We start from the raw sequence: 23,581 nt of genomic DNA, 5'->3' as shown, positions 1-23,581 counted from the left end.
ACCCAATATAAGCAATCAAAAAAAGGAGAGTAGCACATCAGCCAACTCTCCTTTTTTGATTTATTTTATGTTATTTTCTTACCTTTACCATGCAGTATTTTCAATTGGCCATTCTCAGAAGCAACTTGATATGTAACCTTATACTTCGTGGTTACATATTCGCCATCCCTGCGTTCATCGGCTGTAATCACTGCAGTCACTTCCATCCCGTCATTGCCCTTGTCTATAGAGGAGACCTCTCCAATCGTCACATAACTGGTATTCAGGTAACCCTCACGAAATTTGGCATAACTTGTGCCACTCTGCCATTCACTTCCGAGCATAGCATAAGCTGTAACATAGTCACCTAGATTCAGACTGTTGTAAAACTCGGTCACCGCCCATTCTGCTTTCGCTGAAGCAGAGGTCGATCCCGATCCATTACCACCAGCCGTCTGAACCGCCGTTGTGCTGGATGGTTTCTTGGACCAGGCTTGCACTTGCTTCAGCACGGTAGTGATTGGGATACTGAACCCGATCCCACCCTCCTGCTCCACAACGGCTGAGTTAATACCAAGTACTTCGCCCGTCTCTGCGTTGATTAGTGGTCCACCACTGTTGCCATGGGTAATCGGCGCCGAGATCTGATACAGATTGCTGTAAATGTAAGGCGCAATTTCGAAGCTGCGTCCAACACCGCTGATAATGCCTGTAGTTACCGTGTTCTCTAATCCCAGCGGGCTCCCCAGAGCTAGGATTTCATCTCCAGTCTCGGCTTTAGATTTGGCGATAGCCAGCGGTTTCAACTTTTTCAGATCAGGTACTCGAACAACAGCAATATCTGTTTCTTCCCCGATTCCAATTACGGTTCCTTTGTATTCCTCATGATTCAGAGTACGTATCGTCACTTCCTCCGAACCTTCTACCACATGAGCATTGGTTACAACATCTCCCTGATCATTATAGAGAAAACCGGAGCCTAGCCCGCTGCTACTCTCGATCGTAACCACTTTCTTCTGACTCTCTTCAATAATCTGTTTACGTGTTTTCTTCACGGCTGTCTTGGAGGACGGTTTGGATGCTGCGTTTTCTGTTTCTTTCGCATTAACAACTGCCAATCTCGGTTCAGCCTGCAACTGATCTGCTGTATAACTGTGAATCCAGAACACGCCTCCTGCTCCGGCTCCTATAATGATTGCACTGGATATAATGGTGCTCCATATTCGTTTGCCCATTCCGACCTGTCCTCCTATTCCAGATACCACGTTGCATTCACAACAGATACTTCTGCTTCTTGGTATACACCATAATAATACGTCTCAAAAAATCCTTCTTCACCCACTTCAAGCCAGCTTGGATACACATCCACATAGGTTTGCCCTAGATAAGTGCCGTCTGTACCATATATATCTACCATAACGGTGACGGAAGAGATCGGCCGAGTTGCATTGTTAATGATTGAACCGCTAATATACAGGTCACCATACATATCAAGCGTTGCTTCGACATTCACAATGCTCACTGCCGACGTTCGATTCTTCAGATCTTCTTCTGCTGCCTGCTGTTCGGCAAGTTGAATTCGTTCGGCTTCCGCTTTTTCGAAATTCTTCTTCTCACTTAGCACTCGATCACGATACGCTGTCAGTTTGTCATCCTCCGGCGCATAAGACAGCCCTTGATCGACCGTTTGCAATGCCGCTGTAAAATCCTTTGTCTTGACTTGCTGCTCAGCCTGCTTATAGCTAATCCCTGCCAGCTTATCAACAATTTGCTTCTCTACTGCTTCGGCTTCCTTACCCTTCAGATTCGATATCGTATCCAGCTTCTCAGCCAGTGCCTCTACTGTCGTCAAACTATCGATTTCTTTCTTCACCTTCAGCACAGCCAGCGTAACCTTCCTATTACTTAATGTGGCACGCACTTTGGTGAAAACAGGCTCTTCTCGCTCTTTCAGTACTTTCGCTACTGTCTGAATGGATTTGTCTCCTTCTGAGAGTTTTCCTGTTTTCAGACTTGTGGCAGCCTCATTCAACTGATTCATCAGATTGAACGCTTTCGCCGTAATTTGACGATCCTGTATAAGTGCATCATAGTTTGGTCGTTTCACTAGAGCGGTGTCTAGCAGTTGAAGAGCCTCTTTATATTTCCCCTCTAGTGCAGCTTGTTCCGCCTGTTGATGCAGAGACTTCACCTCCGCATTAATACCCATCTCCTGCTTGTAGTAGAACGTTAGTAAAGCCCCCATCACGGCTGCCAGTAACAGTGGAATGATCCAACTAAATGCGCGGCCTTGACTGGTATTGCCCTGTCTGAGTGCAGGCTGTTGCTGCCGGGATAATAATTCGGCTGTTTCTCCTGTTCTTTTTTCCAAACCCACTGCTGTTTCCGCCCAGATCTGTTCCTCTGTGGAGCTTGCATCTTTCAGTTTTGTGTTACACTTTCTGCACGTACTATCCCCAGGACTACTTTTGGTCCCACATATGTGACAATACATCCTAATCCCTCCATCAAAAAGAAACGTATGTATACTTACCTTCTAACTTTCTAGTACATGAGCTATAGCATCTTTCGGTACAAAACGTCAACATGAATCGACACTTATCATATAGCAAAAAGGTAAATTACACCATATGTTATCCGGATAAATTCGGTGCGTGTTTTCCATAAACGAAGAAGGAGATATCGACACGCGGTATCTCTCCTGTTCAGCCCTGCTGTCCTGCGCGCACCCGGATGTTGCCCAGTTCGTTGGCATTGATCGCAAATGCGTTACCGCCCTGTCCAACCGATGCTTTGGCTGACTGTCGTCCCTTTTTAAAAAGCTCGGGTTATCCTATTCATGTCCATGTACATGGGGATGTGTGAATGCATACCTCAGATAATAAATGGATGCAGAAAAGAAGCAAAAAAACCTTCCTAATATTAGGAAGGTTCTACTAATTTTCATTTTGTCACTCCGAAGGAAAAGCACTTAGATCCATATAGGAGACTTCCCACAGATGATCATCCAGATCCTGAAAACTCCATCCATACATGAATCCATGATCCTGTGGTTCGTTGGATGGCTTCCCTCCTGCATCGAGGGCAGCTTGTACAATCACATCTACCTGCTCACGGCTATCTACAGACAGGGCAACGATGACTTCGGTTGTATCGGCAGCATTGGAGATTTTTTTCGAGATGAAGGATTGGAAACGTTCCTCCACCAGAAGCATGGCGTAAATATTTTCCCCGATGATCATACAAGTAGCAGACTCGTCCGTAAAATTGGCGTCAAACTCAAATCCCACCTTGGTAAAAAATTCAACGGATTTCTTCAAATCTTGGACAGGTAAATTGACAAAAATCTGCTTAGCACGAATAGCCACCATGGATCACCTCGAACTCATAGAATACATTCCACCTCAAAATAACACCTCGCGTATACGCTGTCAATTGAATATAATGGAGACATTCCAACTTGTGAGGTGACACGGATGTTGCTCCGTATTGTTCGAAGTAAGTAGTCGTCGGGCTGGGTCAAAACGCGTACCAGCTATCAAGGGATACGTCTGTCCATTTGATCCCATTCGACAATTTACAATAGAACGATATGCACAACTCTCTTATCCTGTTCAAACAAACTCACATTGGAGGAAATGAAAATGAAAAACAACATAGATTATGCTGACTTTTATGAACGCGTAGGCCGGACGAATGGCTGGAACTTCAGCTCCATGAACGTTGTCTCGGAGAAGATCGGATGGAATTTCTATGAGGAAGTTGTTCGCCATACACGATCGTCCGATCTGTTACTCGATATTGGAACAGGTGGTGGAGAAGCTGTTCTGACCATTGCAGAAGAAGCCTTGTTATTGGTAGGAATTGATCTCGCTCAAGGAATGATTGAAACTGCACAACAGAATCTCCTGGCTGCGGAGACTCATTCCGCGGGAACTCATTCCAATGTACGCTTTCTTCAAATGGACGCAGAAAAACTGGATTTTCCTGATTTTTTCTTTAATGTGGTATCTTCCAGACACTCCGACTTCTCTGCCTCAGAAGTATTCAGGGTACTTGATACGGGTGGAATATTTCTAACTCAGCAGGTCAGCGAACACGATAAATCCAACATTTCAGAAGTTTTCGGCCGTGGACAAAGCCTCGGCATTCAACCTGGTACTTTGATGGAACATTACAAGCATGAACTTCACGAAGCTGGATTTCATGACATTCAGGCCCGTGAATATGATGCGATTGAGTATTACGCCACACCTGATGATTTGCTGTTTCTGCTCACCCATGCACCGATCATTCCCGGTTTTGGAGAAACAGCCTCTGACCTTGAGCGATTCCAGCAGTTTGTGGAAACATATCGATGCGATCAAGGCATTCGTACCAACTCGGCCCGTTTTATGCTAACTGCCCGGAAATAAGCAGAAGTCCACAAATAAATAATGTCCAAGGCTATCCCTTCGTATGAAATGGGGATAGCCTTTTTATACATTTATTTTTTATTCCGGAGAGCTAATTCTTTAGGTGAAAAGGTATGGATGGAGTTTTTATTTTTTAGCCACGTATTTCCTTTTACGATGAAGATATAGACTGCGATGGCAAAATAAATCACACCCACGATCCAGTCTGTTACGGTTATTAACTGATACTCATGCACGTAGCGGATATACCAGATCCCAATTGGCAAATGTAGAAATATCGCGGTAAACAGACCTGGATTATAGATGGTTTTTGCTTTTACGTTCAAGACAAGTCCATGGAAAACAATCTGGAAAAAGCCCATCAAAACAGGAGCCAGCCCCAGCCACACTACCGATGGGAACACAACAGGGATCAAGTAAAAGAGATAAGCAATAAAGACATTAATTATCATTGCAGACTGTTTATTTAGCGGATATCTCTCTGGTGAATCACTTTTAAATAAGACCGTATTAAATACGCCTGGAAAGTAACCCGGCCAACGATACTCTTCAAACTGATGAAGGAGGATTGCTACGAAGCTGAACCATAAAATACTGTTGATTCGCGGAATCGTTTCCCAATCCACTGCAACATAAATACATACAAGAAGTCCAATGACCAATCCTAAGTCCTGCCAGTATTTTCTGAGCACATTCATTCCAATCGCCTCAATTCAAGGTTTTTAATGAAAGTATCTGTCAAAGAGCAAGTCAATTTGTTCCTCTATAGGTGCAATCTTCACGGAAGCTCCGGATTCAAGAATCGGACTCATAAGTGCCGGGAGAAAAAGCGCTCCAAAAATCTGTACCGTCATTGTCATCAGTTTCTCGGGCTGTTGTTCGTCCGTTATTTCTTTTAGAACACTCTTAATCTTCGGAAAACCGAGTAAGTTTAAAAAGGCCCCATATTCATGTTGGGATGCGAAAACAGTCTTACCCATGAGGATAATTCTGGAGAGCAACTCTGGATATTCGAGGATAACGTGCAAATAATCCAGTAAAAATCGCTTTAATCTAACTCGTGCTGGTAATGAATGGTCATCAAGTATACCAAAGGTATACTCAAAGCTGTTCAATATCAACTTCACGGAATCGTTGATCAAGTTTTCTTTGGAACCAAAATAATAATTAACTAATGCAACATTTGTGCTTGAGGCTTCTGCAATTTTTTTTATCGTTATACCTTCAAAACCTTCTCTCTTGGTTAAATCCAGTGTGGCACGCAAAATCTTCTCTTTGGTTTCCACTTTTTTGTCAGTTTCCATAGTATCCTCCCCGTATTTTTGTCTGAAATAAACGATGAGCATGTATTTGAGCGTCAATTTAAATATTTTTAAATAACGATTTAAACGTCATTTAAAATGTTGTTTAAACTTATTATATCCATTATTTCTCTTATTGCAAGTCTGGTTTTGACGTCAATGGCGGACTCAGCGCAGAGGTATTACTGGACAACAAAAAAACTCATACCCTGATTCTGTGTGAATAATAGTTGCTACACTACCATTCACACAAGTAGAATCAGTCCTGAGTTAATCACATCTCAGTATAATGAATTCTTCAACCAGCTTTTAAATAACTGTAAACTGTTGGTTTACTGTTCCTTCAATTTAAGCTTCTCCAAGAACGGCTTCAAACGATCCACCACATAATGGCTGCCGCCGCGGCCGTTAACTTCCTCGATCACCGCTGCCACCAGAAAAGATGGTGATTCAGTATCAAAGGTGACGAAGAAGCCATTCTCCAACCCTTGCTGACCCTTCTTCGCTTTCAGTTCGGCCGTGCCGGTCTTACCTGCAAGACTGCCAGCAACAGAGCTCAATGTGTGTGCAGTACCGCCTTGGCGAGATACGACTTCTCTCAAAGCGTCTTTGACCGAATTTGCCACATCAGGTGTAATGATCACCTCAAGGTCAGATGTTTCTTTGCCAACAATCAGAACAGGCTTCACCAGCTTTCCTTCATTCACAAACGGCGTAAAGGCAGCAGCGAGATGAATTGGCGACATTAACATTTCACCCTGTCCATAGGATGTGTCAGCCAGTAGCACCTCGGAGGAAAGGTCTTTGTGAGCCTCATTCGCATATTGACTTGGCTTCAGGTACAGTTCATCCAACCCGAAATTGTCACCAAACCCAAACTTTTGAATTCCATCGATGAACTTTGCACTGCCCATTTCGGTGGCTTCCATCGCAAAATAAATATTATCGGAATACACCAAGGCATCGACCATATTGACAGGGCTCAGGCTCTTCACCCGTTTGACGTAATATCCGCCCCAACTGTCATCCTTACGCCACTGCAAACCGGAAATCTCATGAGTTTTGTCTGCTGTCGTTACCTTCTCCATTAGGCCTGCCGCCGCAGTTATCGCTTTGAAGGTTGATCCTGGTGCATATCGTGTAGTAACTCTATTGATAAAAGGAAGCTTCTCATTCGCCGAGTAAGCATCCCACTCTGCCTGTGTAAGTCCTGTAACCATCTTGTTCGGGTTATAGGAAGGTGCGCTCACCAACGCCAGCAAGTTGCCGTCCGTCGGATTCATCAGAACCATCGCACCGGCGTCTCCTCCACTGGACAATGTCTGATACAATTTCTTCTGTTGTTTGGAGCTAATCGTCAGTTGAACATTCTGTCCATCTACAGCATCCTTACGAATAAGCTCAGAACGGGAGTTGCCGGTTTCATCCGTAATTTCAATCAAACCACCACGTTCACCACGCAGCTGTTTCTCCATGGACTGCTCTAAACCCGCTTTGCCAATCCAATCCTCTGCGCGATAATAGCCTTCTGTATCCTTATCCAGATCTTCTTTGGTGGCTTTGCGCACGTAACCAATCAGGTGTGCAGCCGCATCACCGAGTGGATAATAACGGATTTCCTTACTCTGCATCGTAACCCCGCTTAAAGATTCTGGCACGTCAAACTCCTCCGTTGAACCAATCGGGACAAAGTACTCCGGCTTCACCCATGTCTGCGCAAGCGCCTTTTGAATGGCATCTTCCGAAACCTGATAATGACTTGCGATTCGTGTAATCATCTGGTCCGGGTTATCACCAAGTTTCTCAGGTACAATGCCCCATTCGTTCATCGTGCCCTTGGTAGCCAGTGGCAAGCCATCACGATCTACAATGTCTCCACGATCCGGGAACAGTGTCCTCACTCGCACCTTACTGCCCTTTACCATGTCATTCAGGATCAACGATGGCTGCCAGTTAATTTGCCAGTTTTTGCCCCCATCCTCAAGCTCCTGCCGAACCAGTTTCAATGTATGCGTCTCACTGACTTCTCCCAAAAAAGTTGTCAGTTGCAGGTTGTAATCCACCTCATACGTATCCGGGTTTTGTTTCTCTGCATCGGTCTTACTGCCATCGGAAGCCGTTTGGGCAACATCCACAGGCTTAATCTCCGCCTTGACGGTGGATACTTCCATGCCCGAATAGATCGCATTGTATTTTTCAACAAATTGTTCCTTGTCCATGCCGGACTCTTGCAACGAAGCAGACGTCATCAAGGTATATAGCTGGTCAAACTCTTTTTTTTGCAGATGCTCTATGTACTGATTCACGGTAGTCTGGGGCTTGGCTTCTGCTTCTTTGTTATTCTGCATGTATAGATACATTCCGATTCCACCTGCAAACAAGATGGGCAGCAGTCCGTACATTAATTTACGTTTGGATTTCATGGTTACATCACCTCTAATATACACTATAGATTTCCAGCGCCATTTAAACAATGAAACAAATCTGACGAATTTATCATTAAAAATAGCCGAAAGCTCACATAATATGTTTAAATAAGGATAGTGAGATTACATACTAAAGCTTTTTTGCTATGCAAAAGGCTGAAAAGGAGCCCGATGATGGAAATCAGCTATTTTTTACTCCCCAAAGCCGAAGTGGCCTATATCAAGTCTACCGCTTCCATGAAAGATGCTATTGAGCAATTGGAATCGCACCACTACACCGCCATTCCCGTGATTGACCAGGATGGAAAATATGTTGCTACCCTGTCCGAAGGCGATTTGTTATGGAAAATGCGAAATACACCCGGATTGACTTTTGATACGATGGATCAGGTTCAAGTCCATGAGATTAACAATCGGGTATATAATGAATGTGTATTCATTGAGGCTGAAATGGAGGATATGCTGACACTTGCAGCTGACCAAAATTTTGTGCCCGTGGTGGATGTCGATCGTGTCTTCCTCGGTATTATCCGTCGTAAGGATATTATTGAATACTATACGCGTAACATTTCGGATTAGATGAAGTCGAACATTCCGTAATAATCGAAAGGGTACTCCTATGGTCATGTTTGGCCAAACCGGGGTACCCTTTTTGTTTCATGGTATGGTCGGAATCACGCTACGTACGCTTGGCACGCTCTTTCTTATAATAACTCAACACGTCCTTCGGGCTGCCCTGGAATGCACGCTCTTTGCCGAACTCATACGCCTGGTGCAAATACGAATATGCCTCGTCATGCTGTTCAAGTCTCATGCAGATCATGCCGAGATCGATCAATGGACTCGTATTGTTATCCGTACTCCGCGTATGTAACGATATCTCAGCCCACGGCTTCGCCAGTTCATATTGGTTCAGATCCATATGTGCATTCGCGTGGCAGGACGCGATCCAGCTTGCAATTTCCCATTCCATCTTTGGCTCCGGCAACATGCCCCATGCCTGATCATAATAGATGAGGGCTTGTTCATGCTGCTGCGTCTCGTCCAGTACATTACCGGCTTCTACGGTCTCAATAATTTGTCGCTCCAGTTCGGCATGTTCCGGTGTCAGCTCTTTCATTGCACCGTCTCCTCCTCCAGGATGAAATACCACTCCAGAAAAGCATTGAAATCAGCCCACTGCGGTTTGCTCTCGCCATTAAGAAACCGTTCGATGGACTCCCCCAATTCCACCAGCACCACTTCTCCCGTCCGACGGTTGTAGAAAAATCCACCTTCACCTTCAAAACTATCTAGTGGAATATATGCCTCAGGGAGCCCCAATGTGAGCTGTGCTACATTCACATCTTCCATATATACGGTGTTCTCCATAAACCAACAGATCTGATACAACTCCTGATGCCTGCTATAAAAAGTCGGTCCATCCTCTGCATGTAGATAAAATTGTGCAAAATCCGACTGAAAATCAATCTCAAGCTTCCGTAATGCTTCTTCGTATGCTGCCGGAACATCTTCATGCCACCAACCTTGTTCCTGGCAATGATCAATCACTTTATGGGATAACATCGTAGACCTCCTATTTCAATTTTGCTCACAGTGATTTTACGGGTATCCAGACTTGGGGAGGTGCTCCATGACCTCTGTACACTTCAAGTTCCGGAATCCCTGCATGCTTATATGAAGTGGAAGGAAACCACGCTGTCATAATATGGTGCCACAACCGTTGTATCGCCTCCGGCTTTAATTCATCCGCTTCAAATACAACCCAATTGGACGCGGGGAGTTGGATAGGCACCAAACCTTCAGGCACTTCACCTGAGTAAGAGGTAGCAATCCAATACTCCATTTGATTGTCCTTCAGCTCTCTCTGATCTACGCAGATGCCCACCAGACCGGGAATAGCTCCGTTATTTAACCCGTTTAAACGTTCCTCAATGCCGTCTGCCAAAGCATCCTGCCACATCTTTGGGATTTCCCTTAAATTCTCTCCATCCACACAAGAGAACGTTCGTTTGATGCCCACAAAGGTAAGAGACTGCTGTTCGATCACATGTTCATTCACATTCATTCGATGGACTCCTCTCTGAGAGCGATATGGGGCACAGTTCTCCATGACCCATCCATGAAAACATTGTTCCCTACATGATATATACCTCCGATATGTCCTACAGTTACTGTATCAAAAGAGTAGGTAGATTGGAAATAGTGCCAGTACCCCTGTTCATATGAAAAGAAAACTTACTTACCACTCGTTCCTGCCCGATGTTGGGAGATGGACATACTGGGTTCTTCCCGTCCTTCACTTCCTTATTCTGATGCAACTTTCTTCTTACTCGTTCGTCTAACTACTGACCAACAACGAAGGAGATGACTATGCGAATATCTTGCAGCCCCGGTTTTCCTGGAAGCATGATCGGATCAATTGATCTTCAGCCATCAAAGTATTACAGCGCACCTTCTATGAACAGTAAGATCACTGATCATGTTGACCCCGAACTCATTACCATTCCCTATGTGGAAGATCCGAATTTCGGATCACACTTTGACGCCATGAAGGTCATGAACGGAACTTATAGAGATGAAATGCATGTGAGCTACGATGTGGAGTTTACGATTGATGTAGATAAAAAAGGCTATATTACGCAATTTGAACATACGTTCCAGCTGGAACGTTATCTGGATCTAGTTCGCACACATTCCTATAAAGTAATCAAGACAAACTGGCGTGGACAAACATTTCATGTGATGACATACAGTTACCTGGAGGAAGTCATTCATCCGAAGAATGTTCTTTTTAAATGTAACAATGCCCAAGATGTCTTCGTCGTGGCTGAACTCATACCTCATCGTGTTGGTGGCATTGTGGAACAGCCCAATAATCTTTATCTTCATTTCCGTGCATTAATCTCGGCACGGGATGATCTGTACCCATTAGATTATATGTGTGAGCCTGATTTCGACCTGAGTCTCGACTAAAGAGTGAATACATATGTAGAAAGAGCATAGGCTGTCCCGTATCAGTGGGGCTGGCCTGTGCTCTTTTTTTCCACAAATGAACCACCGGTTCTACTCATTCAAACACTCCCCTCCGCACACTCGACCTTGTGCTCACTATGTCTGGCTCTAAGCAAAACCAACTGTAATGTCGATGAATATACCATAATGCTGAACATGCATATGTTCTTCGTACGTCCAGAATTGAGAGGGGTTGGAAACATGGTTTATCCGAAACATAAAATGCATTCGCTGTTCGCTCTACCCTTGGCAGGCCTGCTGTTTCTATTATGGGGTGCTCAAGCGGCACATGCGGAACAGGTCGACAGTTTGTTACCTGAGCGCAGTCAGCAGGAGATTGTCCAGAAGTGGAATCAGTGGATGAATGTCAATGATACATCTCCCCTATATACAAAGACACCTTCGACAAGTGCTCCCTACTCTGCTGGTGTGGTAAGTGACGCCTATCTGGAACAAGGGCTGAACGCAGCCAATTTTTATCGTTTTATCACGGGGCTACAGGGCGATCTTGTGCTTGACCCGACATTGAATCGTCAAGCCCAGCATGGGGCTGTTGTGGTCTCCACAGGTGGTTACCTATCCCATTATCCAGAGCAGCCAGGAGATATGCCAAAGGATTTCTTTGACACAGGTTCAAAGTCTGCCAGCAGCTCCAATCTTTACGTTACCAGCAGTGTCAAGAATAACGTCCTGACAAAAAGCATTCAGGCCTACATGAATGATTCAGATGCCTCCAATATTGATCGACTGGGTCACCGGCGCTGGATTTTGAGCCCACAACTACAACGAATCGGTTTTGGACTTGCCACTCGTAGTGAATCAGGCAAGACATATGATCAGTACTATAGTGCCATGCAGGTATTTGATAAAAGCAGAACTGGGGGAACTTCGTTCAATTACAGTCTGTTCCCGAATCAAGGCGCTTTTCCAATCGAAGCCTTTGGCAGCACACAGGCCTGGTCTGTTCAACTTAATACAGATGTATTTGCGAAGCCATCACTGTCTGAGGTACAGGTCGAGATGACTCGGACTTCCGATCAACGTACGTGGACCTTTAACGCCAAGTATCAGAACAGCGGCTTTCCAACCGGTTATTACAACGTGGACCCTGCGGATAAACAATGGTTTAATCAAGCGTATTTCAATGTAGAGACAGGTGGATATGGATATGGCTACGCCATCATCTTCCGTCCCGACGATGTGCAATTGTTAAAAAACGGCGATACGTTCAACATTCAAATTACAGGTCTGCAAAAGAAGAACGGTACAGCGGCGGAAATCTCATACTCCACGCGTTTCTTCCATGTGGACGGTGTACAAGATACAACTCTTACTCGTATAACACCAGGACAACCAAACCTGAACGTTCGAACTGGAGAACAGATTGATCTGCCTTCGATCACTGCCGTGAATGATAACGGAACATCCTATGTTCCACAATCTAACGTCTCCTTCACCACGACGTCAGATCGCATCGCCATCAAGGATGGTAAAATCATTGGACTTCAGGCTGGTAAAGCCGAAATTCGGATTCGTTTTGAAGGGAAAGAAGCAGTTGTCTCTGTTACGGTAACGGGAATTCCCCAATTAACTGATATCCGCACACATTGGGCAAAAGATGCCATTCAATGGGCCGTTCAACAGGAGATGGTCAGTGGATACGAGGATGACACGTTCAAACCCAATAATCAGGTAAGTGAAGCCGAATTCCTCTCCATGTTGTTCAAGCTGTATGCGAATTCCCATGTCATTCAGAGCATCGATGCTGTAGAGGGACAAGCTGTCAAAGGAAACATCTGGAGTGATCGTTATTATACCTATGCTTCCGCGTTGAATCTGAAACTGGATGCCAGCAAACAGAATCCGAAGCTGCGCAATCATGCCTTGAACCGAACAGAAGTAGCCGTAATCGTGGCGGGGCTTGGCGGTAAAAATTATACCCAGGATGACGATGCCATCCGGTATCTGCTGAACATGGGATACTCTTCAGGCAAAACCGCAGCTACGGTGCAAGGTTATGCGGGACAAGAATCCTTGACCCGGGCAGAGGCCGTTGTTTTTCTCCAGAACCTGAAGGAAAACGGCTTCGAACTATGGAGCAGACCGAAGAATGCCACTGAAGCTACCGAGAATGAAAAGAATGGCGGACTACCGGATCAGACCATGAAAGCAGTATATTCCGCCGATCACACACTAGTCCTTCAAGGTACGTTCCCGACGTATGCCAACCAGACGATGCCAATTAAAATCCATGGTCCTTCGCCTGTTGTAGAGCACATCCAGACGCAGCAGGTTACAACAGATGCCTATGGCAATTTCAAACTAACGGTAAGTAACCTTGATGCGAAGGAACTTAACCTCTATGTGGACGTGCGCGAAGATTATGCCTACTGGATTAGTGTAGAGGCGGGGCGAACTGCGATAAGTGATTATACAGAGTAACAACAATTAACCTGCAATATTCCATTGCTCAGGTGGCGTTTAACATGGTTTAACATGAATGAACCTGAATAGGGCACCTCATGGAACAGGCACGGGATAACCAGTCGTTATCCTCATGGCCTTTCTGGAGGTGCCATTTTTTTATTTTTTCACACATGAAATTTAGAGATAAACGACGGGCTCATTATGCTATGTCAGCGTTAAGCCCCCATTTCGGTATTCGAGCGAGCCGTGCCGCCCCGTGGTGTGAAATTGAAATGTCCTTCATCCAGTTGCTCCGTCTTGGGCAGGTTGCGGGATACGCGATCAAGCATCCAGTATACCCCTACCAGAACAACGGTAATTCCAGATAAAGTGATGACTGTAGAACTGTGTAGCCAGACTCCCAACGTACCACCGATCAGACTGCCGATTGGCATGGCTATGCCGCTTAACGCCATCGTCGCGGAGAACACCAAACCCAAATATTGCTGCGGTACCCCCTTCTGAACAACGGTATTAATGATGACGTTAACGGCTCCGCCAGGAACCCAGGCCAGTCCATATACCAGAATGCTCAGCCAGCTCCACGGGGTAAATATGCACCCAATCCAGGCAATTCCTGATATGATGTATGCCACAGAATACAATCGACCCAAACGTACATTTTCCAGTCTGAGATACGGTGCACATGTTGCACCTATGACGCTGCCAAGCGCCTGTGCCATCAGCATCAACCCGTAGATGTTGGCTCCGCCGATCTGATCACTATATAGGGGAAGTACACTAAATGTCGCTCCTCCTGCAGCATTAATTACCATAATGCCAAAGAGTAACTTGGCCAATGCCGTCTGTGTAAGCAGCCTGATTCCACTCACCATATCATCGGTGTAATTCCTTAAAAACAAACGCATTCCTGACGGTGTACTTCCACTCGCCTGTTCAGTAGTCTCATCATATGTACCCTGTTCCTTCTTCATTTTCGATTCCATGATATAAGGAGCAATCCGCAATTGAGAGAATAATAAAGCACCTATGAAGAAACCGATGGCATTCCAAAAATACAAAGACACCGCACCTAGCGCAACAATGAGCATCCCGGAGATAGCATTACAAGCCACATCAATCCCCTGATAAGCGATGGAGAACAGGGAATTGCCCTGCGTGAGTTGGTGTTTCTCCAATACCCTTGGTAGAGCTGACATCTGAACAGGGTACACCCAGGTATTACATATATTCAAAATAGGGGTGATCACCAATACCAAGCCGACGCTCAGAAAATCATAGTACGCTGCAATAGGCACAATTAATAACAATAAGGCCTGAATTAATTGACTGTATACCAGAATCCCTCGAATCGGGATCCGATCTATCATCGGTCCGGACAACAGTTGAATAAGCTTCGGCAAAATGGACAAAAATCCCGCGAGTCCAGTATAAAATGAGGAGCCTCCCAGATTGTAGACCAGCCACATGGCGGATACCGCATATAAGCTATCTCCAATGTTGGTTAAGATTCTGCCAAAAAACATCAAACTGAAGTTCTTGTTTTTGAAAATCTCCATGGTCCACCTCCGCCTACGTCGAACCTGTATCTCACTCAACATCTCTTTCATGCAGCTATGAAGAATGAAGACAAGCGAAGTCATTCCTGCTTCGCTTGGTTCAATCTGTTATTCTGTTCGAAAGTTAAATCTTTTGTACAACCTTCACCTCTTGCAACGTCAAAACAGAAGTAATGCTTTCCTTCAGAATGTCGATTCCTTTTCGCAGATTGTGATTGGAGATGTTCAATGGAGGCATGATCTTTTCCATCGTTTCAAAAGTCATCTGATCATCCCTTCACCATTTGATTCACATATTGGGCCACATTCACTGCATGATTGTAGTCGATCAGATTCTCATGATGACCTGGAATCGGAATTGAAGTGCATATACCTGTCGTCTTGGCATGCCAAACTTGTGCATCCGTTAACGGAACAGGACTTCGTTCATCCTGAGCGGTTGCGTACAATAGATGGATATCGGACTGAATCGGTTTTGCTGAATAGTAGTTATCAAAGGCCACTTCATTGGCCAAACGCACTTTGAGATGTCTAAGCGTGTTTTCACCTGGGAAGTGATTCATGGCTTCTTTTAACTGTTCCTCATAGTCAGTATTGCGCTTGAACTCATATCCGTTATTGTGTGCTAATTCGGCAAGAGCCTCCATCTTATTTATTGGACGAACATCCCGTTCATGGCTTCGGGCAGGTGCATCCAGAATGATTAACCACTCCAGCTGTTGTCCCGCATCTTCAATGATCCGTGCCATCTCAAATGCCACATTGCCACCAAAGGACCAACCCAGTAATCGGTACGGGCCTACCGGATTGAATCGTGTAAGAACACCATAATAATAGTGAGCCAGCTCCTGGATGGTATAGAGCGGTTCTTCGTCATTTTCATATCCTTTTGGTACAAACCCGTAAATATTCAATCCTTCCAGTTGACTAACCAACTCATAATAATTGATCAGATTGCCACCACCTGTTGGAATGAGGAACAGCGGGGTTTCATCTTTACGGCCGCCTTCTTTCAACACAACAAACGATTGGTCTTGAGGAAAGTTCCCCTCCCGAATGATATGTGCAATCTCGGTCACGGTGGAGTAATCAAACAGAGTGATCACGGATAGCTCGGTATGAAATGTTCTGTTCAGAACATCCATTAAACGGACCGCTTTGATTGAATGGCCACCCTGATCGAAAAAGCTTTCATGAAGATGCACGGTATCCACACCAAGGATATCCATGAAGATCTGCATGACCTTTTCTTCCAGCTCATCCTGCGGGGCAGCAATATAATCCTTCAATGTGCCATGATCCAGCTGCTTCAGCGCCGCCTTGTCCAACTTACCGTTACTGTTCAGCGGAATATGATCAATCGTAATGAAACGTGAGGGAATCATGTGACTTGGCAGCAGGGTTCGGCAGAAGTTGCGAAGGTCCGTACTGAGAATCTTAGAAGATGGAGTCAGCTGTATATAGGAACTCAGTGAAAGTTCTTCATCTTCTCCCCATCGCTCAGCCAGCATCGCACACTCCTGAATATCAGCGTGTCTGGAGATTACATCGGTGATTTCCCCCAACTCTACACGCATGCCTCTGATCTTCAATTGATTGTCTATTCGACCGACAATATATAATTTGCCAGTGGCGTCGTAATAAGCAATGTCACCCGTCCTGTATATCCTTCCATCCGTAAACGGGTTCACGAAGAAAGCCTGTCCGGTCTTCACGGGATCTCCATAGTACCCCCTCGCCAGCCCAACACCACCAATATACAAATGGCCCTGAACCCCGATGGGCACCGGATTCTGCATTTCATCCAAAACGTAGATGAAATTGTTCCCGATTGGACGACCAATGGATATATTTCTTCGAGCACGGCGACCTTCTACTTGCACATTCATATGAATGGTCGAATCAATGGAAACCTCGGTTACCCCGTAACTGTTATGCAGATTACGCTTGGGAAGATGGTTGTGGAACGCTGCAACCATCTCGGGCTTTAATGCCTCTCCACTAGAGAATACTTCCCGTAATGACGCTAACTGCTCCAGATCCGCCCCACCAATTCGCTCCAAAATCATTTTCAACATACTCGGAACAAAAAAGACGATGGCCACTTCATATTGCTTCAAAGCTTGAATAATCGCATACGGATCACGATGGAATCCTGGCTCCAACAAGGCAACCCTTGCCCCTGCCATCCATGTCCAGAAGTATTCAAGACCGACATCATCAAAGGTCAGGGTTGTTTTTTGAAGTACCGTTTCATGGGATTCCAGCTTGAATTGATGCTGCATCCAGCAGATCCGGTTCACCCACCCCTGGTGCAGCACAGATACCCCCTTCGGTTTCCCTGTAGTGCCTGACGTATAATAAATAGCTACCAAATGATCAGGCCCTACTTGTGACTGTGGAACTGTCATCGGCTTGTCCGTATATGTTTCAGGCTGAGATACGTCGATCAGAAGGGCAACATCCTCGGGAATCGGCAACGCATTCGTATTGATGAGACAGATCGACGCTTCCGAGTCTGTTAACATGTGACGGTTACGCTCGACAGGTGCATCCAGATCCAGAGGCACGATAGCTCCTCCCGCTTTTAACACGGCTAGAAGGGCAATGGGCAAATGCAGCGAACGTTCTATGCCAATGGCTACCGCCTTGTCAGGTCCGATTCCCTTTTCGATCAGAAGATGAGCCAATTGATTCGCTTGGCGGTCCAAATCACGATAAGTTAATTGTTCTTCCCCATATACCACAGCCACTTGATCCGGGGTTCGGGCTACAGATGCTTCGAACAGGTGATGTACACAGAGATGATCAGGGTAATCCATTACGGTATCGTTCCATTCATATAGAACTTTCTGTCGTTCTTCATCACTAACGGCTTCAACCTCTGCGATTGGCTTTCCTGGATAATCCACAATATGTTCAAGCAACGCTATAAAATTACTGGCCCAGCGTTCGATCGTACTCACGTGGAACAGATCCCGACTGCATTCAAACGTACCCTTAATCACATCCTGATCTTCCGTCAAATCCAGGGACATGTCGAATTTGGATGTGTTGATCTGCTTCAGCTTGATCTCCCTGAACACAGCCTGTTGATCTTTCTGTTCAAAATGGCCCGCTTTCCCCAGACTGAACATGACCTGAAACAATGGCGAATATCCTGTGGTTCTAGATTGGATCAGGTCATCGAACAATAGATCAATCGGTACATCCTGATGGTCAAATGCATCAAGGATCGTATTTTTGGAAGCGTCCAGGTGCTCCAGAAATGATTGTTGATCATTGATACGGCTTCGCAGTACCAGTGTATTAACAAAGAAACCCACGATCTTCTCCAGATCGGACTGTGGCCGATTGGAGACAGGCGTACCAATCATCAGATCCGTTTCACCCGAATACTTGCGTAACAAAATCGCAAAACAGGTATACATCACCATAAATAACGTGGAATGATGCTTCTCCGAAATCTCTCTTAATCTGCTGGTAAGAGGTGCCGGAATCGTGAAGTATATTGATATCCCCTCTTCACTCCGTTTCTGTGGACGTTCATGGTCATATGGCAAATTGAGCGTATAGGAGTGCCCCTTCAGTTGATCGATCCAGTACCTCTTCTGATTAGCAAACTCCTTACTTTCCAGTAATTGATTCTGCCATACTGCGTAATCTATATATTGGGTCGCGGATGCGTCATATGTCGGCAAAGGGCCCACTCCGCGGAAATGTTCATAATAAGATAACAGGTCTCTTCGTATGATCTCGATCGACTGACCATCCGAGATGATATGATGCATCATCAGAACAAAAATGTGGCGGTGATCGTTCAGCTTAAATACTTTGAATCTGCATAATCTATCCCGGGTAAAATCAAAAGGGCCATCGGCCCTTTCAATTCCATCTACAATCTGCCTTTCAGCCTGATCGCCCGGATACATTGATATATCAACCCATTCATAATCCGGTTGGTCTTCCTGAATATATTGATAAGGTATGCCTTCCTCGGCATCCATCCGAACTTGTAATGCCTCTTGCCTCTCCACCAGCAGTCCGATAGCTTGTTCGAATGCAGACTTATCGAACTCTCCCATAATCTCATTGGCAAAAACCATGTTATAAGCCGTACTTGCTGGCTCAATCTGCTGCTGAAGCCACAACCTCTTCTGAGCAAAAGATAGCGGAAAGCGATTTATGTCACGAGAAGTGCGCTGTACTGTATTGGTCACATTCATCTGACTTAATATTCGATCAATCAGTTCGCTTTTGTTTATTACTGCACCTGATTTTTTCACTTAATTACCCTCCGCAGAATATCCATTCGCTTCCAACAACAGATTCTCAATCACTTCGGACAATTCACGAATGGTAGGCGCATCAAATATTTTACGTAGCGGCAGATTAACACCTACCTGTTGTCTGATTCCAGAGATGACCTGCGTTGCGATAAGCGAATGCCCTCCTAGTGCAAAGAAGTTCTCATCAATACTAATCTGCTCCCGCTTCAATACCGCTCTCCAGATCTGGGCAACAATCTGCTCAACGCTTGTCGTTGGTGCGGCATATTCCGCCTCGGAACTGATATCCACATCCGGCAGGGCGTGATAATCAATTTTCCCATTGCTCAGCAGCGGTAAATGCTCCAGTACCTGGATGACGTTCGGAATCATATATTCGGGAAGTGCGGATGAAATCCACTGTTTGACATCCTGAATCTCTCCATCGGTATCCAGTTCTACATAGGCAGCCAGCAATGGTTCAGTCTTCTCTTGCAACTTCGCCGCTGCAAGTCGCACATGAGGGTGTTCATTTAGAACCTTCTCGATCTCGCCGAGTTCGATCCGATACCCTCTTAACTTCACCTGCCGGTCAACCCTGCCAATGTATTCGATATGACCATCAGGGAAATAACGCACTCTGTCGCCGGTTTTGTACATCACCTTGTCCGGCGTATAAGCATGTGTCAGGAAAGCCGGATCATTAAGATGTTCATCCACATATCCATCTGCCAGGCCCTTCCCGCTGATATATAACTCTCCGGCAACACCTGGCGGGACAAGATTCAGGTTCGAGTCGAGCACGAGCAGATTCGTATTATGAATGGGTCTGCCGATCGTTTCATGAACGTTATCCCTGTCACAGATATGGTACGTCGTATCGATACTCGCCTCAGTTGGGCCGTACAAGTTAATCAACTGAGCGTTGGATCTATCGAAGAAAGCCTTCTGGAGTGGAATTCCCAGTCTCTCTCCGCCGCTGAACACCCTTTTTAACGGTGCTGAAGAGAGCGCTTCTTTTTCCACCAAAGCCTGAAGCATGGTAGGTACAACCTGTAACGTCGTGATTCGTTCCTTATGAATAATATCGAGCAGATAGTCGGGATCAGCATGCTTGTCCGGCTCAGCAAGAACCAGCCTTGCGCCCGTAGTGAGCGGTGCATAGAATTCCCATACTGATGCATCGAAATTAATTGATGTTTTCTGCAATACAGCGTCTTCCCCGCTCAGTGGAAATTCATTGTTCATCCAATGCATATGGTTGCTGATGGCCTGATGTGACACTTTGACCCCTTTGGGTCTGCCTGTGGAACCGGAAGTATAGAGGATATAGGCGATGTCTCTGGCATCTACTCCGATTGCCGGTGCGTCTGTGGGCTCGGTCGCAATGGCCTCACCTTCTTCTTCAAGAAATACAGGATTGGCAAAAAGGGAATTGAGCCGTTCATTGTTTTTATTCAACAACAGCACCGTTTCAATGTGGGCATTCTCACAGATATAGGACAATCGCTCATTCGGATAATCCGGATCAAGTGGTACATAAGCTGCCCCTGCCCGAAGCACAGACACAAGGGCTATGACCAGCTCAGGAGATCTCTCCACGCTTACCCCGACTACATCTCCATGCCCGACACTTCTTGTCCGATGCAGATAATGGGCAAGCTGTTTGGACTTCTCATGGATCTCCCGGAACGTAAGCAGTGTTTTACCAGACACAATCGCAATCTGATCTGGTGTCTTCGAGGCTTGCTCGTCCAGCATCTCTATCAATGTAGAAGTTGCATATTCCCGAACTTCTCCTTGAAGAATCGATTGCAATGTAAATGTCAGATGATCAGGGATGATGTTGGACGATACGGTTTCATCCAGATTGACATAGGCCTTGTTGCAAATATGTGTGAATATATCTGCTACGTAGCCAATCTCTGTCGGAGTGTACTTTTCCTTGTTATATCGAAGAACGATATCTCTACGTTCAGGGTATTGCTGGATGTTAAGTCCAAGGTGAACCGGTTCAATCTGTTCCGACTGATACACAACCAAGAATGTGTAACCAACCGATTCCACCACGGATGATGCATCCCGACTCTCGAATCCATAGGAGAACACAGATTGACTCGAATCCGATTTGCTAAACATTTTGAAGTCAAAATAATCTGCATATTCTGCACTATCTTTCGCTTCACTCGTCGTTCTTTGGAAAAACTGAGCCAGCGTGTCGTCCTCTTTCAAGCCCGAGTACAGAGGTACGTATCGATTCAATGCACCGACAACCTTCTCCAAATCCTCATCTTGTCGGCCACGCGTATGTACGCCAACCGTTAGGTCCTTATCCTCGCCCAGCAGATGCAAAGTCAAATTCCAGCAGGCGAGCGCAACGTTATCTATTGTACTTCCAGTTTTCTCTGCTACCTTCTCAAGTTCAGCCCACAATTCTGGTGACCCTGCCACAGGGAAACTTGCCATCGTAATACTCGTGGTTCCGCTACCGGATACCATGGACAATTGTTTATCAACATGATCAAACCGTTTATTGTTCCAAAAACTTCTTTCCTCCGCGTGCTCATCATTGGTCAACAGGTCATTCAACCACTCGGATACAGCATAATACGGTACCTCTTCTTCCAAAAGTTCAGGGTCTACCTCGGCCGCAATGAATTGAGACAAGTCTTCAAGAATAACGGCAGGTTCAATATCCGAGAATTGCGGATCAAAAGCGAGAATCAACAATTTGGAACGTTCGGACAGATCCACGTTAATGGCTTCCAGTGAATAATCACCTGTCCATGTGTCCAACTCCTTTCGGATCAGCCCTTGGAGATCCTGCTCCTGAATCGGTTCATCCGAATATGCAGTACGGAATCGGCTTCTGGTCTCCGAATCTACTTTCTGAAGATGGACCCCATAATTGGGATCGGCTTCTATGGAAGTGTGAAGTGCGCTGTATTTCTCGGCTATTCTCTTCACGGCTAATTCAATCTGACCATTTGAGCACTCACCTTTGATGTTAACAGCAATTACACTTGGGACGCGTGATGTTAATCCGTTATTATTCAGTTCATGCAGTCGTTTCTGTTGTGGTGAAAGGGGATAACCCAGCATTACATTTTCCATGTTCAATCCTCCTACATTTCTAATGTATTTTCAGTTCGAATGTATTTTCCTTAAGTCGCAATTGAGGCTTAACGACTCACCGGTTCTCCCATGGCTACGAGTACTTTCCGATCTCCCTGGTACGGGTTCCGTGCATGCGCCACCAGCATATTGTCCAGCATAAGAATATCTCCCGCTTGCCATGGAAAGGCGATCGTGGCATCCGCATAAGCCTGACGAATATGTGCAGCCACATCAGCATCAATTGAAGTTCCGTCTCCATAGTACGTCTGGTATGGCAAGCCACTCTCTCCGAATTCTTCGAGCATCAAGTTGCGAACTTCCTCGTTCAGGCTACTGCTATGCCAGAAGGCAATATGATTAAACCACAGGTTCTCATTGGTATCCGGGTGGATCGTAATAGCCGGTCTCACCTGCTTCGTTGTCAATGTTCCATCCTCATTCCATTGGCAAGTCATGTTGTTGTCCAGGCAATATTGCTCGACCTCATCCTTGGACTCCGTGTGGAAAACATACTGCCAGGTCTGTCCGAATCCGGTTCCATAGTTTCGAACCAACATCCAGCCTTTCTCTGCAAAAACATCCCGAATGTCCGGATCAATGAGGTTATATACTTTCCGTACATCCACAATAGGTGTTTCTCCTCCTTCATCAGCAACAACAATACTGGAGAACCAGATTTTTTTGGGCCATGTCATGACGTAGGACAATTCATTATGCGGTGCAATAGTCTCCTCGTTCGGAAATTCCGTTGATGTATACACCTTGCCCTGTACTTGGGTTCTCGGTGTCGCTCCTTCTTTATAACTGAGCGGTTCGGGGCAGCTTACATCGATGAACCCATAAAAGCTCTCTGGTGTGGTAGTATCAAAACCTCTGAACAGCACGCCACCATATTCCAAAATTTTCTCTTCTACCGTATCCTTATTGTTGAGATACCATTGATTCAGATCCAGACCGGCTACATTGGGTTTGATTACCAACGGCAGTTCCTGACCTTCCTCCAGAAACGATTGCTTCACAATTTCTTTCTGGATGACCATCTGCGCGCCTTTATCAAATTTCTTCTTCATCGTT

18 protein-coding genes are annotated in these 23,581 nt (G+C 45.5%); 4 read left to right on the top strand and 14 right to left on the bottom strand.

Annotated features, from left to right (window positions below; all coding sequences use genetic code 11):
• Positions 1-65: 65 nt before the first annotated feature.
• The 3 genes from ACETMN_RS04525 to ACETMN_RS04515 all read right to left on the bottom strand — a co-directional run bounded on the left by ACETMN_RS04525 (position 66) and on the right by ACETMN_RS04515 (position 3,347).
• Positions 66-1,214 carry a S1C family serine protease gene (locus tag ACETMN_RS04525; RefSeq protein WP_091019628.1) on the bottom strand — a complete coding sequence of 383 codons (1,149 nt, stop codon included), beginning with the start codon at positions 1,212-1,214 and terminating at the stop codon, positions 66-68.
• A 14-nt stretch (positions 1,215-1,228) separates the two neighbouring features.
• Positions 1,229-2,350 carry an FxLYD domain-containing protein gene (locus ACETMN_RS04520; protein ID WP_143786571.1) on the bottom strand — a complete coding sequence of 374 codons (1,122 nt, stop codon included), beginning with the start codon at positions 2,348-2,350 and terminating at the stop codon, positions 1,229-1,231.
• Positions 2,351-2,930: 580 nt separating this feature from the next.
• Positions 2,931-3,347 carry a VOC family protein gene (locus tag ACETMN_RS04515; RefSeq protein ID WP_047840603.1) on the bottom strand — a complete coding sequence of 139 codons (417 nt, stop codon included), beginning with the start codon at positions 3,345-3,347 and terminating at the stop codon, positions 2,931-2,933.
• 276 nt (positions 3,348-3,623) lie between these two features.
• Between ACETMN_RS04515 and ACETMN_RS04510 the strand changes: the two genes are divergently transcribed.
• Positions 3,624-4,394, top strand: coding sequence for a class I SAM-dependent methyltransferase (locus ACETMN_RS04510; RefSeq protein WP_091019631.1), 771 nt, complete (start codon positions 3,624-3,626; stop codon positions 4,392-4,394).
• A 71-nt stretch (positions 4,395-4,465) separates the two neighbouring features.
• Here ACETMN_RS04510 and ACETMN_RS04505 read toward each other — a convergent pair whose 3' ends face one another.
• The 3 genes from ACETMN_RS04505 to ACETMN_RS04495 all read right to left on the bottom strand — a co-directional run bounded on the left by ACETMN_RS04505 (position 4,466) and on the right by ACETMN_RS04495 (position 8,118).
• Positions 4,466-5,092 (bottom strand): HXXEE domain-containing protein, encoded by a 627-nt coding sequence (locus tag ACETMN_RS04505; protein WP_091019633.1) that lies wholly within the window; start codon positions 5,090-5,092, stop codon positions 4,466-4,468.
• 24 nt (positions 5,093-5,116) lie between these two features.
• Positions 5,117-5,698: a TetR/AcrR family transcriptional regulator gene (locus ACETMN_RS04500; RefSeq protein ID WP_091019635.1), complete on the bottom strand. Its 582-nt coding sequence runs from the start codon at positions 5,696-5,698 to the stop codon at positions 5,117-5,119.
• A gap of 329 nt (positions 5,699-6,027) precedes the next feature.
• The gene (locus ACETMN_RS04495; protein ID WP_091019637.1) at positions 6,028-8,118 is read right to left on the bottom strand and encodes a penicillin-binding transpeptidase domain-containing protein; all 2,091 of its coding nucleotides are present in this window, start codon (positions 8,116-8,118) and stop codon (positions 6,028-6,030) included.
• Positions 8,119-8,295: 177 nt separating this feature from the next.
• Between ACETMN_RS04495 and ACETMN_RS04490 the strand changes: the two genes are divergently transcribed.
• Positions 8,296-8,700, top strand: coding sequence for a CBS domain-containing protein (locus tag ACETMN_RS04490; protein ID WP_074093601.1), 405 nt, complete (start codon positions 8,296-8,298; stop codon positions 8,698-8,700).
• Positions 8,701-8,800: 100 nt separating this feature from the next.
• Here the strand turns inward: ACETMN_RS04490 and ACETMN_RS04485 are convergent, their stop codons facing one another.
• Genes ACETMN_RS04485 through ACETMN_RS04475 form a run of 3 tightly spaced genes read right to left on the bottom strand, consistent with a single transcriptional unit; the run spans position 8,801 to position 10,189 of the window.
• Positions 8,801-9,241 (bottom strand): hypothetical protein, encoded by a 441-nt coding sequence (locus ACETMN_RS04485; protein ID WP_091019639.1) that lies wholly within the window; start codon positions 9,239-9,241, stop codon positions 8,801-8,803.
• Positions 9,238-9,687: a hypothetical protein gene (locus tag ACETMN_RS04480; RefSeq protein WP_411735830.1), complete on the bottom strand. Its 450-nt coding sequence runs from the start codon at positions 9,685-9,687 to the stop codon at positions 9,238-9,240. Before ACETMN_RS04480 ends, ACETMN_RS04485 begins: the two co-directional genes overlap by 4 nt.
• A 25-nt stretch (positions 9,688-9,712) precedes the next feature.
• Positions 9,713-10,189: a GyrI-like domain-containing protein gene (locus ACETMN_RS04475; protein WP_091019642.1), complete on the bottom strand. Its 477-nt coding sequence runs from the start codon at positions 10,187-10,189 to the stop codon at positions 9,713-9,715.
• A gap of 341 nt (positions 10,190-10,530) precedes the next feature.
• Between ACETMN_RS04475 and ACETMN_RS04470 the strand changes: the two genes are divergently transcribed.
• A complete protein-coding gene (locus ACETMN_RS04470) occupies positions 10,531-11,097 on the top strand; it encodes a hypothetical protein (protein WP_143786572.1) in 567 nt (188 codons plus the stop codon).
• A gap of 240 nt (positions 11,098-11,337) precedes the next feature.
• Complete coding sequence (locus ACETMN_RS04465; RefSeq protein WP_179198642.1) at positions 11,338-13,578, top strand: S-layer homology domain-containing protein; 2,241 nt, start codon at positions 11,338-11,340, stop codon at positions 13,576-13,578.
• Positions 13,579-13,778: 200 nt separating this feature from the next.
• On the opposite strand, the gene ACETMN_RS04460 is transcribed toward ACETMN_RS04465, so the two are convergent.
• From ACETMN_RS04460 to ACETMN_RS04440, 5 genes are all read right to left on the bottom strand, one after another.
• Positions 13,779-15,122 (bottom strand): MFS transporter, encoded by a 1,344-nt coding sequence (locus ACETMN_RS04460; protein ID WP_091019648.1) that lies wholly within the window; start codon positions 15,120-15,122, stop codon positions 13,779-13,781.
• Positions 15,123-15,246: 124 nt separating this feature from the next.
• On the bottom strand, positions 15,247-15,372 hold the full coding sequence (locus tag ACETMN_RS04455) for a hypothetical protein (protein ID WP_258171884.1): 126 nt from the start codon (positions 15,370-15,372) through the stop codon (positions 15,247-15,249).
• A gap of 19 nt (positions 15,373-15,391) precedes the next feature.
• Positions 15,392-19,408 (bottom strand): non-ribosomal peptide synthetase, encoded by a 4,017-nt coding sequence (locus tag ACETMN_RS04450; protein WP_091019649.1) that lies wholly within the window; start codon positions 19,406-19,408, stop codon positions 15,392-15,394.
• Positions 19,409-22,504, bottom strand: a complete 3,096-nt coding sequence (locus ACETMN_RS04445) for a non-ribosomal peptide synthetase (RefSeq protein WP_091019651.1) — start codon at positions 22,502-22,504, stop codon at positions 19,409-19,411.
• 68 nt (positions 22,505-22,572) lie between these two features.
• Complete coding sequence (locus tag ACETMN_RS04440) at positions 22,573-23,577, bottom strand: TauD/TfdA family dioxygenase (protein ID WP_091019653.1); 1,005 nt, start codon at positions 23,575-23,577, stop codon at positions 22,573-22,575.
• Positions 23,578-23,581 lie beyond the last annotated feature (4 nt).

This window comes from Paenibacillus sp. M2 (assembly GCF_046713495.1).
In the GTDB taxonomy this organism is placed as follows: domain Bacteria; phylum Bacillota; class Bacilli; order Paenibacillales; family Paenibacillaceae; genus Paenibacillus; species Paenibacillus amylolyticus_B.
The sequence above is the reverse complement of the archived record's forward strand: the minus strand, read 5'-3'. Positions and strand labels throughout refer to the sequence as shown.